Here is a 12,879-nt window from a genome sequence, read left to right as displayed (position 1 = left end):
TCGGCCCGCGCCGACCGCCACACCATCCCGCGAAGCCGGGGAATCGCGGCCCGTCGGATCTGGTGGTCGGCGGTACCCAGACTTCTGGGATGGTGGGAATCCGCTCGCGGGCGCACACTGATCGTCATGGCTCGAGGACTGACCGCGGCACGTGTGCGACAGGATATGGATATCGTCGCGCGCGCCGGACTCGACCTCGACACCTTCCTCGAGGAAGCCGTCGCCTCGGTATCGCGCGCGGTGCCGTGGGTGAGCGCGTGCATCGCCACCCAGGACCCGGTCACCCATATGCTGACCAGCGCCAGGAAATACGGTGACCTGCGCGATCGCAACAGTCACGACCACGAATTCGGGTTGATCGAATACGGCACCGTCGAACCGACCGCGTTCACCGAACTCGCGCGCGCCGAGGTGCCCGCCGCGGGCGTGCACCTCATGACCAACGGTGACGTCGAGCGTTCCGGGCGGATGGGCACCTTCATGAAACCGCATTTCGGTTTCGCCGACGAGGCCCGTCTGGCCTTCCGCGACGGCCACGAGACCTGGGGCGCGATGGCGCTGTTCCGCGGTGCGGGCGACGCACCGTTCGACGCCGCCGAAATCGATTTCCTCGCCTCCCTCGCGGCGCCGTTCGCGCACGGGGTCCGCACCGGCATGCTTGCCCGCCTGGTCGAGGCCGCCCCGCCCGCCTCGATCACCGGCCCCGCCGTGCTGATCGTCGGCTCCGACGATCAGATCGTGCAGATGAGTCTCGGCGCCGAGCAGCGCCTGACCGAACTCGACTGGGGGGTGGGCGGTGGCGATCCGCTCGGTCCCGTCGGTGCCCTGGTCGGCGCGGCCAGGCGATTCGGACGCGGAGAGACGGCCGTCCCGCCCCGCTGCCGGATGCGCACCACCGGCGGTATGTGGCTGGTCCTGCACGCGGGCCCGCTCACCGCACGCGGCGGCAGGCAGGGCGACGTGGTGATCACCATCGAGGAAGCGCGTCCGCCGGAGATCGTCGCGATCGTCGTCGCCGCCTACGGGCTCTCACCACGGGAACGCGACGTCGTCCAACTGGTGCTCCAGGGCATCGACACGAAGGAGATCGCGGCCACCCTGCACCTGTCCACCTACACCGTCCAGGACCACCTGAAATCGGTCTTCGACAAGGCGAACGTCCGCTCCCGACGCGAACTGATCTCCCGCGTCTACTTCGACCAGTACGTCCCGCGCATGGGCGCCGAACTCACCCCGACCGGCTGGTTCGTCGCCCGCGAGCCGGAACCCGGCCGGGTCGGCGCCTGACCCCGCGCCGCACCGGAGTCGATCCGCGGTGCGGGTGCGATTCCGTTCTGGTCAGCAGAGACTCTTCTGCAATGTCTCGCAGATGGCGCGCTTCTCGGATTCGGCGTGGGGGTGGACCAGTAGGCCCTCGATGGTGAACACGCACAGTCGTACGGCCGCGTCCAGTTCGGTGGGTGTGAGGCCGGGGCGGTGGATCTCGGCGCGCAGCATCGCCTCGCCCGTGGTGTGGAAACGGTGGTGCCAGGCGTCGATGGATTCGGACACGGTGGTGCGGGCGTGCACGGTGCTGACCAGTTTGCTCACGGTCGACAGTCGGTCGATCAGCCACAGCATGCGACCCGCGAGGCCGGTGGGGGCGTTCGGCCAATCCAGGAGGGCTTCCTCGACGAGGGTGTCGAGTACCGCGATCAGTACATCGTCCTTGTCGGTGAAGTACCAGTACACGGTGTTGGCCGCGACCCCGGCCTCGGCGGCGAGACGGCTCATGCTCGTGGCGTCGTAGCCCGCGTCGACGTAGAGGCGTCGCGCGGCGGTGACGATCTCGTCGCGCTTCTCCTGTCGGTCCCTGGGGCGTTTGTTGGCCGGCATGGGTTCCTGTCGCTCGTCGGCAAGGCCACGATCCTATCTTGAACGGCAATCAAGGATCGGCTACGCTCGCGAAGTTCTTGATTGCCATTCAAGAAACCCGGCCGTGCACCCGCGCGACCGTCGGGTTTCGCCCGCCGAGCCGAGGAATCGAATGCCCACCAGAACCGCCCTCGTCACCGGGGCCTCCGCCGGCATCGGCGCGAGTTTCGCCCGTCACCTCGCGAGTCAGGGCTACGACCTGCTGCTCGTCGCCCGCCGCGCGGAGCGGTTGGAGGCCCTCGCCGCGGAACTGCGCGCCGAATACGACGTGCGCTGCGCGGTTTTCGCGGCCGATCTGAGCGACCCCGCCGCGCCCGCCGCCATCACCGACCACGCCGCGGCCGAGGGCATCGACATCGACATCCTCGTCAACAACGCCGGACTGTCCGGGAAGACCGCATTCGCCGAGACGCCGTGGGACACACTCGCCGCCGAGATCCAGCTGATGGTGACCGCGGTGACCGAGTTGTCGCACCGCGTCGTTCCCGGCATGAAGGAGCGCGGGTGGGGCCGGATCGTCAATCTCTCGTCGCTGGCCGCGTTCTCCCCGCCCGGCGCGAGCCTGCTCTACACGGGGGTCAAGAGCTACGTCCTCAATATCTCGCAGTCCCTCGACATGGAGCTGAAACCGCACGGCATCCACGTCACCGCCCTGTGTCCCGGCTTCACCCACAGCGAGTTCCACGATGTGATGGGTACCCGCGACGAGGCGAACAACCTCCCCGGCCTGCTGTGGCAGCAGCCCGACGACGTGGTGCGCGAAGGCTGGCAGGCCGTCATGAACGGCAAGCCGGTCTGCGTGCCCGGCACCGTCAACAAGGTCGTGGCCGCGGCGATGCGCCCGATCCCGACCCGTGTCGGCTACTACCTCGGTGGCAGGCTGAATCCCTTCAAGGACGCGTGAATTCGCCGGGCGTCGTCACGACACGGACGCTGATCTCGGCCCCGTCACCGACGGTTCCGGTGAAACCGTCGGTCACTGCGTTCACCAGCGTCGTCGAGGTGGCGAGAGTTTCGGCGGCGATGAAGGTTTCGTAAGATTTCACCGTCGCCAGGATGTCGTCGGCTCCGGCGACGGTGAGCTCGATCCGGTCCGCGATCGCCAATCCCGCGTCGCGGCGGGCGTTCTGGATCACCCGGACGACATCGCGGGCGATACCTTCGGCCGCGAGTTCGGCGGTGATCTCGATATCGAGGGCGATGGTGGCGCCGCGCTGGGTTTCGACCACCCAGCCGGTGCGCGGCAGTTCCGAGACGATGACCTCGTCGGGTCCGAGAGTGACGGTGGCGCCGTCGAATTCGATCGTCGCCGCCCCGGTCTCGCGTAATTGCTCGACCACACGCGCGGCGTCGGCGGCGTGCAGCGCATCGGCGACGGCCTGCGTCTTCTTACCGAAACGCTTCCCGAGCGCGCGGAAGTTCGCCTTGACGCCGATATCGATCACGGTCGCCGCCGACCGCAGCGTCTCCAGACGTTTGACATTCAATTCGTCGGCGACATCGTCGAGCAGATCCTGCCCGAGCGTGACACCGGGCGGCAATCCGACGAACGCCCGCGCCAGCGGCTGACGAACCCGGACCTTGCTCACCTTGCGCGCGGCACGACCGGCCTCGGCCAACGCCTGTGCCGTCGCGACCTCGTCGGACAGGGCGCGGTCGATCAGTGCCGCGTCGGACACCGGCCAGTCCGACAGGTGCACCGATTCGGCACTCGCCCCGCCCCGGCGCAGCACGTCCTGCCACACCTGTTCGGTGAGGAACGGGATGAACGGCGCGAGCAGACGGGTGAGCACATCGAGGCATTCGAACAGGGTCGACAGCGCGTCCTGGTCGCCGTCCCAGAATCGGTGGCGCGACCGGCGCACGTACCAATTCGACAGCGCGTCGACGAATTCGGCGAGCAGCCTGCCCGCACCCGTCGTGTCGTAGTTCTCCAGCCGCGTGTCCACCGCGTCGGCCAGCGTGTGCAGTTCGCCGATGATCCACCGGTCGAGCACGGGGCGCCGCGCGGGCGGGTGCGCCGCGGACGGATTCCATTCGGCGTTGCTCGCGTACAGCGCGAAGAACGACGCGGTGTTCCAGTAGGTCATCAGCAGGCGTCGTGAGATCTCGTCCAGTGGGCCGGGACCTACCCGGCGGGCCGACCACGGCGACCCCGAACATGCCATGAACCAGCGCAGCGCGTCGGCGCCGTGCGTGTCCATGAGCGGGATCGGCGCGAGGACATTGCCGAGATGTTTGCTCATCTTGCGGCCGTCCTCGGCGAGGATATGCCCGAGGCAGACCACGTTCTCGTACGACGAGCGATCGAAGACCAGGGTGCCGACCGCCATCAAGGTGTAGAACCAGCCGCGGGTCTGGTCGATGGCCTCGCAGATGTACTGCGCCGGGTAGTCGCGTTCGAAGGCCTCGACGCTGCCCTCCACGTGCGGATAACCGAGCGCGGCGAACGGCATCGACCCCGAGTCGTACCAGGCGTCGACGACTTCCGGCACCCGTGTCGCGGTGGTGCCGCAGTCCGGGCAGTCGAAGGTGACGGCGTCGATATGGGGCCGGTGCGGATCGATGTCCGACACGTCGACACCCGCGAGCTCGCCGAGTTCGGTGCGCGAGCCGACGGCGGTGACGTGGTCGTTCTCGCAGCGCCACAACGGAAGTGGTGTTCCCCAGTACCGGCTGCGCGATACCGCCCAATCGATATTGTTGTCGAGCCAGTTGCCGAATCGGCCGTGTTTGATGGTCTCGGGGAACCAGTTCGTCCGCTCGTTCTCCCGGTGCAGTTCCGCGCGGACCGCCGTCGTGCGGATGTACCAGGACGGCTGCGCGTAGTACATCAGTCGCGTGTGGCATCGCCAGCAGTGCGGGTAGCTGTGCTCGAAATCGGTGCGACGGAACAATAATCCGCGTCGGTCGAGTTCCTCGATCAACACCGGGTCGGCGTCGTGGAAGAACATGCCGCCGATCAGCGGGACGTCGGGGGCGAAGCGGCCGTCGGATTCGATCGGATTGACCAGGGGCAGTCCGTTGGCCTGACAGACCGCGAGGTCGTCGGCGCCGAACGCCGGAGCCTGATGGACCAGGCCGGTGCCGTCGGCGGTGGTGACGTAGTCGGCCGTGACGATGCGGTGCGCGTCCGGGATGTCGACCAGGTCGAAGGCCCGTCGATACCGCAGACCGGCGAGGTCGGCGCCGAGCACGGTCGCCGCGCGTTCGGCGTCCGGGCCGAGCACCGCCTCGACCAGCGGTTCGGCGACCAGGAAAGTCCCCGCGCCGGTGCGCGCGACGACATAGGTCACCGTGGGATTGACCGCGACCGCCGTATTGGCGGGCAGGGTCCACGGTGTGGTGGTCCAGATCAGCAGATCGACGCCGTCGATCCCCGCGACCGGTTCCGACAGCGGCAGTCGGACGTACACCGACGCGTCGGTGACCGTCTCGTAGCCCTGGGCGAGTTCGTGATCCGACAGCGTCGTCCCGCAGCGCGGGCAGTAGGGCGCGACCCGGAAATCCTCGGTCAGCAGACCGCGGTCGAAGATTCGCGCGAGCGACCACCACACGCTGTCGATGTATTCCGGCGACATGGTCGTGTACGGATGGTCGAGGTCGATCCAGTACCCCATGCGCTCGGTGAGCCGCTCGAACTCCCCGACGTGGCGCATGACGGATTCGCGGCAGCGGGCGTTGAATTCGGCCACCCCGAATTCCTCGATCGCGGGTTTACCCTCCAGCCCGAGTTCCTTCTCCACCGCGAGCTCGACCGGAAGGCCGTGGCAGTCCCAACCCGCCTGGCGCGCCACCGAATACCCCTTCATGGTCTTGAAGCGCGGGAAGACGTCCTTGAACACGCGCGCCTCGACGTGATGGACACCCGGCGAGCCGTTGGCGGTGGGCGGCCCCTCGTAGAACCCCCACCTCGGACCCGTCGCGGTGCGCTCGAGACTGCGGGCGAAGATGTCGCGCTCGCGCCACCATTCGATAATCGTCGACTCGGTCGAGGGGAGGTCGATTCGCGCCGCGAGGGCGACGAAGGGTGACGTGGGTCGATCGTCATGGACCATATTCCGACTGCTCCCGTTCGTTCCGTGCTCGCACAGGTAGGTGAACTCGCCCGTGCGGGGACGAAACACCCGATCGACGAGGATCGGGGGCCCGCGGTACCACCCCGCTTGCACACGAAACTCCGCGTGCCGCTCATTGGTCGCTGTGACGTGCGACGGACGTCCGGTTCTACTGGGAGACTCCGCGGAGTCCCTGTTCTTCCGAAGGCTTCCCGGTGATGGCCGGATCAACGCCGTTGTTCCGAAGTTAGCAGGTCGGCGCGCAACACCGAAAACGCGGCGAGGCGTTCGCGCGGTTCGCTAGGGCGATCACCGCGCGTCGAAATCGCTCGCGACCGGACGCCGCTGCCTCAGGCGGATTCGGCGAGGCCGGCCGAGCGCCAGGTGTCGGCCAGTTCCTGGAGGGGGAGGTCGAGGGCCTGGCTCAGGGCGACGACGGTGCCGAAGGCGGGGGAGGGGAGTCGGCCGGTTTCGATCTTGCGCAGGGTTTCGGGGGAGATTCCCGCCTCGGCGGCGACGTCGGAGAGTTCGCGGTCGGCGCGGGCCGCGCGCAACCGTCCGCCGAGGCGGCGGCCTGCCTCGATCTGGGCGGGGGTGAGCGGGAGTCGGACCATGCGACCAGGGTACGAGTGGTATTAAAATACCGCAAGCCGCTACGCTGGTATTAAAATACCGAGTGGAGGTTGTGATGGTGGAGTTGAAGTCGCCCGCGGAAATCGATCGCATGGGGGTGACCGGGCGGTTCGTCGCGGGGGTGCTGGCCGAGGTGCGGGCGCTCGCGCGGGTCGGGGTGAACCTGCTCGAGCTGGAAGCGCATGTGCGCGAACGCATCCGGGAGGCCGGTGCGCAATCCTGCTACTGGGACTACGCGCCGTCGTTCGGGCGCGGACCGTTCCGCAACACGGTCTGCCTCTCGGTGAACGACGCCGTGCTGCACGGACTTCCGTTCGACTACCGGTTGCGCGACGGCGACGTGCTCAGTATCGACCTCGCCGTCGGCATCGACGGATGGGTGGCCGATTCGGCCACCACGGTCATCGTCGGCACGGCGGATCCGGAAGATCTGCGACTGGTCCGCGCGACCGAGGAGGCGCTGGCCGCCGCCATCGAGGCCGCCCTGCCGGGTAATCGGATCGGCGACATCTCCGCTGCCATCGCGGGGGTCGCCCGCTCCCACGGCTACCCGGTGAACACCGAATTCGGCGGCCACGGTCTCGGACGGACCATGCACGAGGACCCGCACATCCCCAACGCGGGCAGGCCGGGCCGCGGATACACGCTGCGGCCCGGTCTGACCATCGCCATCGAACCCTGGTTCGCGCGCACCACCGACCGGATCTACACCGACCCCGACGGCTGGACCATCCGGTCGGCCGACGGTTCCCGTACCGCCCATTCCGAACATACGGTCGCGATCACCGCCGACGGCCCGCGAGTGCTCACCGTCGCGGGTTAGTCGTCACCGTCGAGCCAGTGCTCCAGATCGGTGCCCGCGCGCAGTTCTTCGGTGACGGCGTCGCGGTCCTCGGCGGATAATTCCAGCGCGCGGATATCGGCGCGGAATTTCTCGGCGCGCCGCGGTTCGTCCGTGGCCACCGCCAATTCGGCGAGCATCGCCATGGCGCGGGCGCGTTCGAGTGGGGTCGCGACGGTGGCGAACCGGCCGAGTCCGACCTCGAGCACGCGCGCGGCGGCTTTGTCGTCGTTCTTGAAATCGCGCAGGATCCGGGCATTGTCGAGCACGCGCGCGAGATCCTCCAGTTCGGCCGAACCCCCGTATTCGACATCCTCGGGTTCGTCGCGCTGGATGAATATCAGGGTGTTGCCGTCGGGGTCGACGACGCTGAATCGACTCTGGCCGGGGCGGAATCGGGTGATCCGCGGACGCCCTTTGGCGGGAATCTTTCCGAAGTGGGCACGCAGAGCGGTGCTGAATTCGCGGTGCACGTCGGCCACGTTGTCGACCATCACCAGACAGCCGACATGTTCGATGATCGATTCCGCTGTCTCGGGCGCCCCGGAGAAGTGGATCGGGCAGCCGTTGCGTTCGAAGGCGAGATAGACGTAGGGGCGGGTCTGCTCGTAGGTCACGGTGTAGCCGAGTGTTCGGTAGAAATCCAGGGTCGCGGCCGGTGCTGCGGTCCACAGCACGGGAACCGGGGTGTCGCCCATCGGGAAGTTCCTCCACGTGATCGAAGCTAGTCAAATTTGACTACCCCAGCCTAAGGCGCGTTTCGGGGAAGTCAAGCTCGAGTAGCATGTGCGGTCGACGGCGAAGGAAAGGATGGTCGACATGTCCTCGGTGCGACTGCTCGTGCTCGGGGTGATCCGTAGGCAGGGGCGCGCCCACGGGTACGCCGTGCGCGCCGAACTGCTGTCGTGGCGCGCGGACACGTGGACCAATGTGAAACCGGGCTCGATCTATCACGCCCTGAAACAGCTCGGCGCGGAAGGAAAATTGAGCGCCTCCGATACCGAGAGCAGCGAGAAGGGACCGGGACGAACCCTGTTCACGCTGACCGAGGCCGGGGAAGTGGAATTCCGCGCGCTGATGGACGCGGCGCTGGTGAGCGTCGACATGGAGGAGTTGGGCGCGGCCATCGCCTTCATGGACGCACTGCCCCGCGCGCACGTCATCGAGAAATTACGCGAGCAGCGCCGCAACAGCGACACGGTGCGCGCCGAACTTCTCGCGATGATTCCCGATTTCCCCGGCCGCTACGAAGCGCCGCACGCCACCGATCTACTCGAATTGTGGAGTGGTGTCTTCGCGAATCTCACGGCGTGGACCGGCGGCATTCTCGCGCGGCTGGAGGCGGGCGAATACCACCTGCGGGAACGGGCATACCCGGATCCGGAAGATTAGGCTGCGGGCATGACCAACACCCTCGGTCCCGTCGGCGACGCGGACTACGTTCTCCTGACGACGTTCCGAAAGGACGGCACGCCCGTCGGGACACCGATCTGGGCGGTGGCCGACGGCGACAAACTGTTCGTCTGGACCGTCACCGACAGCTGGAAGGTGAAACGGCTGCGCAAGAATCCCGCGGTCACTGTCCAGCCCTGCGACGTGCGCGGCAAGCCGCGCGGCGAGGTGGTCGAAGGCACCGGCCGGATCCTGGACGCCGAAGGCACCGCGCGGGTGCGCAAACTGCTGATGCGCAAGTACTTCATCCTCGGCCCGTTGACCATCATCGGAAGCAATCTGCGTCGCGGGAAATCCGGGACCGTCGGGATCGAGATCACGCCGACGCCCCCACCTGCGCCGTAACCATACGGTGATACGCAATCCGCAAGTCCGGTAGGGCGATTCGGGGGAGTGCGGGGCGAAGGACCCACCCACTCGGTTATCCTTGCGCGCGCACCGGGGTAGTTCACTGGCAGACCTCATTTTTCGGCCCTGCCCCGGGGGGAGGGAACGTGATGACGGTACCGACGCGACAGCCGAATACCTCTCGCCCTTACCCGATCGCCGATCACTCGGCGTCGGGGCAGGCACCCCGGTCCACCGCGAACGGCTGGGTGCCGGTGATCATCGCCGGCGTCGTCGCCGCTTTCGTCATCGCGATCGCGGGGGTGATCAGCGGTCTGATCGTGGTCGGCATCCGGGAGTCGTCGATGCCCGACACCGCGCCGAAACCGGCGGTGTCCGCGCCCCAGGCCAGCGTTCCGGTGATACCGCCCGCCGCGGCGATCCCGTCGACGATCGCGGCGCGCACCAGCGTCGCGAGCGCGCCGGAGAGTCTGGATCCGCTGGTCGTCCAGCGCGGCGTGGTGCAGGTGCTCGGCGAGTCCTACGGGCAGGAAGACGTCCGCGAGGTGAAATGCCCCGCCGGGCAGCCGGTGGAGGTCGGCGCGGTCTTCGACTGCACGGCCAGGGTGGACGGGATCAAGAAGAGCGTGACGATCACCGTCACCGATCTCGACGGCACCTACGAGGTCAGCCGCCCGCACTAGGACAGGGCGCGCCGTTCGATCAGGTCGCCTGACTCACCGACGACATGTGGAAGTCGGGAATACGCAACGGCGGCATGGCGGTTCGGGTGAACCAGTCCTTCCACTCGCGCGGCAGCGTCGTCTCCGTCGCGCCCGCCTCGGTCGCGCGCCGCAGCAGATCCAGCGGGCTCTCGTTGAAGCGGAAGTTGTTCACCGCGCCGACCACCTCGCCGTTCTCGATCAGATAGACGCCGTCACGGGTGAGCCCGGTGAGCAACAGGGTCGCCGGATCGACGACGCGGATATACCAGAGCGTGGTCAGCAGCAGACCGCGTTCGGTACGCGCGATCATCTCGTCCAGGGTGGCCTCGGAACCGCCGGTCAACAGCAGATTGTCGCCGGGGACCGTCGCGGGAGCGTCGTATTCGGCGGCGGTGGCGCGCGGATAGATCAGCGATTCGATCACGCCGTCGCGCAACCAGTCGACCCGTCGCGCGGACAACCCGTTGTCGAAGACCGACATCGCCTCCGAGGATGCGCGGGTCGCGACGAAGGGCTGGTACTCGAGTCCGCTCGCCTCCGGATCGGAGTACAGGGTCAGCGGAATCTCGCTGAGTCGCTCGCCGACCCTGGTGCCACCCGCGCGCGCGAACGCCGAATGTCCTTCGTGCGCGCCTCGGCCCTCCATCGACCAGGACATGTAGATCATCATGTCCGCGACGGTCGACGGCGGCATCAGCGTCTCGTAGCGCCCGGCGGGCAGATCGATCCTGGTGCCCGCCCAATCCAGCCTGCGTGACAGGTCGGCGAGCATCGCGGCGATATCGACATCGGTGAAGTCGGTGGTTCCGACCCCGACCCAGGCGCTGGCCAGATCCGTGCCCTCGCCGCGCTTCCCGTTGATTTCCACCGACCCCGTCGGCTGGGTGAAACGGCGGCGGACCCCGGTCGACGTGCCGAGCCAGGTGGTGACGACCCGGTGTTCGGCGTACCCGTAGAGACGGTCCGTGCCGTCGAATCCGACCGCGAGATCGCGCGCGAGTTCGGTGAACACCTCGATGCCGGTGCGCGCGGGCGGAGCGGACCAGTCCTCGGCGTGGGCTCGCGGTTCCAGCAGCGGCATGGCGTCTTTCGCGGGTTCGGCGCTGCTCGCCGCCGCCTCGCTGGCCCGCACCACCGCCTCGATCTCGTCCGGATCGACGCTGGTGGAGCTGATGCTGCCGACGCGCGCGGTCTGCGGCCCCTCGCGGAAGACGGAGACGACCGCCCAGTCCCGCGCGGTCGTGGAACCGTTGGTCGTCATCGAATTACCGGCCCAGCGCAGCGTCGCCTCGGACGCGTCGGAGACGATGACCATCACCTCGTCGGCCTTCGAGAGCGCCAGTGCCCGCTCGACCACCTCGCCCGCGTGCGGCAACTCCGTCACTGCCCTGCCTCCGTCCGCGTGTTGAGAATATTGATGCCGCGCACCAGGATCGACGGGCAGCCGTGGCTGACCGGGGCCGCCTGACCGGGCTGGGCCTTTCCGCAGTTGAACGCGCCGCCGAGCTGCCAGGTGGACCGACCGCCGACCGCTTCCATCGACCCCCAGAAATCGGTGGTCGTCGCCTGGTAGGCGACATCGCGCAACTGCCCGTCGAGTTCGCCGTCACGGATACGGAAGAAGCGCTGTCCGGTGAACTGGAAGTTGTAGCGCTGCATATCGATCGACCACGACCGGTCGCCGACGATGTAGATGCCGTTCTCGACCCGCGAGATCAGGTCCTCGGTGCTGGTATCCGCCTCGGGGTCGGGTTGCAGCGAGACATTGGCCATGCGCTGGATCGGCACGTGATGCGGGGAGTCGGCGTACGAGCAACCGTTGGAACGTTCGAGGCCCAGGCGCGGGGCGAAGACCCGGTCGAGTTGGTAGCCGACCAGGGTTCCGTCACGGACCAGATCCCAGCGCTGTCCGGCCACACCCTCGTCGTCGTAGCCGACGCTGGCCAGCCCGTGCCGTTCGGTGCGGTCACCGGTGACGTGCATGATCGGCGTGCCGTACCGCAGGGTCCCGAGTTTGTCCGGGGTGGCGAAGGAGGTGCCCGCGTAGGCGGATTCGTAGCCGATCGCGCGGTCGTACTCGGTGGCGTGCCCGATGGATTCGTGGATGGTGAGCCACAGATTGGTCGGGTCGATCACCAGATCGGTCGGCCCCGGCGTCACACCGGGCGCTTTCACCTTCTCGGCGAGCCAGGCCGGGATCTTCGCGAGTTCGTCGTTCCAATCCCAGACCCCGTCGGCTCCGGTGACGTACTCCCAGCCCCGGCCCGCGGGCGCCGCGAGGGTCCGCATACTCTCGAAAACGCCCGCCGAGGAATCGACGGTGACCGCTTCCAGGGTGGGATGCAGGCGAATCCGCTGCTGGGTGATCGAGGAGCCCGCGGTGTCGGCGTAGTAGGTCTGCTCCTTGACCTGGAGGACCGACGCGGTCACGTGGTCGACGCCGTCGGCGCTGGACAGGCGTTCCGAATAGTCCTGGAGCAGCGCGACCTTCTCCGTGGTCGGCACCGCGAACGGATCGATGTCGTAGGCAGAGGACCAGCGCGCGTCACGGTAGACCGGTTCGTCGGCGAGTTCGACACGTTCCCTGTTGAGCGCGCGCAACGTCGTCGCGACCGTCACCGCGCGCCGCGCCACCTCGGCGGCGGTCTGCGCGGTCAGCGCCGGATGCGACGCGAAACCCCAGGTGCCGTCGACGATCACGCGGACGGCGAATCCGAGATCGGTCGCGTTCGTGATCGCCTCGACCTCGCCGTCGCGCAGCCGAATCGATTGGGTCACCAGCCGTTGCACACGCAGGTCGGCGTATTCGGCGCCCGCGGATGTCGCCGCGCCGAGCGCGGCGTCGGTCAGCGCGGGCAGTGGTAGCGCGAGGAATTCGGCGTCGATGGCCGCAGTTCCCGACGAATCCTCGGAATTCGCGATGCTCACC

The 12,879-nt window shown here is 67.8% G+C and carries 12 protein-coding genes; 6 read left to right on the top strand and 6 right to left on the bottom strand.

Features of this window, described 5'->3' with window-relative positions; translation table 11 throughout:
• Positions 1–126 precede the first annotated feature (126 nt).
• Complete coding sequence (locus JZ792_RS12560; protein WP_216910195.1) at positions 127–1,287, top strand: helix-turn-helix domain-containing protein; 1,161 nt, start codon at positions 127–129, stop codon at positions 1,285–1,287.
• A 51-nt stretch (positions 1,288–1,338) separates the two neighbouring features.
• Here the strand turns inward: JZ792_RS12560 and JZ792_RS12555 are convergent, their stop codons facing one another.
• The gene (locus JZ792_RS12555; RefSeq protein WP_216910193.1) at positions 1,339–1,875 is read right to left on the bottom strand and encodes a TetR/AcrR family transcriptional regulator; all 537 of its coding nucleotides are present in this window, start codon (positions 1,873–1,875) and stop codon (positions 1,339–1,341) included.
• A 151-nt stretch (positions 1,876–2,026) separates the two neighbouring features.
• Here JZ792_RS12555 and JZ792_RS12550 point away from each other — a divergent pair, with 151 nt between their 5' ends.
• Positions 2,027–2,818 (top strand): SDR family NAD(P)-dependent oxidoreductase, encoded by a 792-nt coding sequence (locus JZ792_RS12550; protein WP_216910191.1) that lies wholly within the window; start codon positions 2,027–2,029, stop codon positions 2,816–2,818.
• On the opposite strand, the gene ileS is transcribed toward JZ792_RS12550, so the two are convergent.
• Together ileS and JZ792_RS12540 are read right to left on the bottom strand one after the other, a co-directional pair.
• Complete coding sequence (gene ileS / locus JZ792_RS12545) at positions 2,805–5,972, bottom strand: isoleucine--tRNA ligase (RefSeq protein ID WP_216910188.1); 3,168 nt, start codon at positions 5,970–5,972, stop codon at positions 2,805–2,807. The two genes, JZ792_RS12550 and ileS, sit on opposite strands and share 14 nt — an antisense overlap.
• 350 nt (positions 5,973–6,322) lie before the next feature.
• The gene (locus JZ792_RS12540; protein ID WP_216910186.1) at positions 6,323–6,586 is read right to left on the bottom strand and encodes a helix-turn-helix transcriptional regulator; all 264 of its coding nucleotides are present in this window, start codon (positions 6,584–6,586) and stop codon (positions 6,323–6,325) included.
• Between the two features lie 74 nt (positions 6,587–6,660).
• On the opposite strand from JZ792_RS12540, the gene map reads away from it, so the two are divergent.
• On the top strand, positions 6,661–7,428 hold the full coding sequence (map, locus tag JZ792_RS12535) for a type I methionyl aminopeptidase (RefSeq protein WP_216910184.1): 768 nt from the start codon (positions 6,661–6,663) through the stop codon (positions 7,426–7,428).
• On the opposite strand, the gene JZ792_RS12530 is transcribed toward map, so the two are convergent.
• Positions 7,425–8,144, bottom strand: a complete 720-nt coding sequence (locus JZ792_RS12530; RefSeq protein WP_216910182.1) for a DUF8817 family protein — start codon at positions 8,142–8,144, stop codon at positions 7,425–7,427. The genes map and JZ792_RS12530 overlap by 4 nt on opposite strands.
• Before the next feature lie 121 nt (positions 8,145–8,265).
• On the opposite strand from JZ792_RS12530, the gene JZ792_RS12525 reads away from it, so the two are divergent.
• The 3 genes from JZ792_RS12525 to JZ792_RS12515 all read left to right on the top strand — a co-directional run bounded on the left by JZ792_RS12525 (position 8,266) and on the right by JZ792_RS12515 (position 9,929).
• Positions 8,266–8,838, top strand: coding sequence for a PadR family transcriptional regulator (locus JZ792_RS12525; protein WP_216910180.1), 573 nt, complete (start codon positions 8,266–8,268; stop codon positions 8,836–8,838).
• A gap of 9 nt (positions 8,839–8,847) precedes the next feature.
• Positions 8,848–9,243 carry a PPOX class F420-dependent oxidoreductase gene (locus JZ792_RS12520; RefSeq protein ID WP_216910178.1) on the top strand — a complete coding sequence of 132 codons (396 nt, stop codon included), beginning with the start codon at positions 8,848–8,850 and terminating at the stop codon, positions 9,241–9,243.
• Between the two features lie 152 nt (positions 9,244–9,395).
• Positions 9,396–9,929, top strand: coding sequence for a DUF4333 domain-containing protein (locus JZ792_RS12515; protein ID WP_216910176.1), 534 nt, complete (start codon positions 9,396–9,398; stop codon positions 9,927–9,929).
• A 19-nt stretch (positions 9,930–9,948) separates the two neighbouring features.
• On the opposite strand, the gene JZ792_RS12510 is transcribed toward JZ792_RS12515, so the two are convergent.
• Positions 9,949–11,265, bottom strand: coding sequence for a metallopeptidase TldD-related protein (locus JZ792_RS12510; protein WP_216910277.1), 1,317 nt, complete (start codon positions 11,263–11,265; stop codon positions 9,949–9,951).
• A 65-nt stretch (positions 11,266–11,330) separates the two neighbouring features.
• The gene (locus JZ792_RS12505) at positions 11,331–12,878 is read right to left on the bottom strand and encodes a TldD/PmbA family protein (protein ID WP_308165276.1); all 1,548 of its coding nucleotides are present in this window, start codon (positions 12,876–12,878) and stop codon (positions 11,331–11,333) included.
• Position 12,879 lies beyond the last annotated feature (1 nt).

Source organism: Nocardia noduli (assembly GCF_019038455.1).
In the GTDB taxonomy this organism is placed as follows: domain Bacteria; phylum Actinomycetota; class Actinomycetes; order Mycobacteriales; family Mycobacteriaceae; genus Nocardia; species Nocardia noduli.
This window is presented reverse-complemented; position numbering and strand designations above follow the sequence as displayed.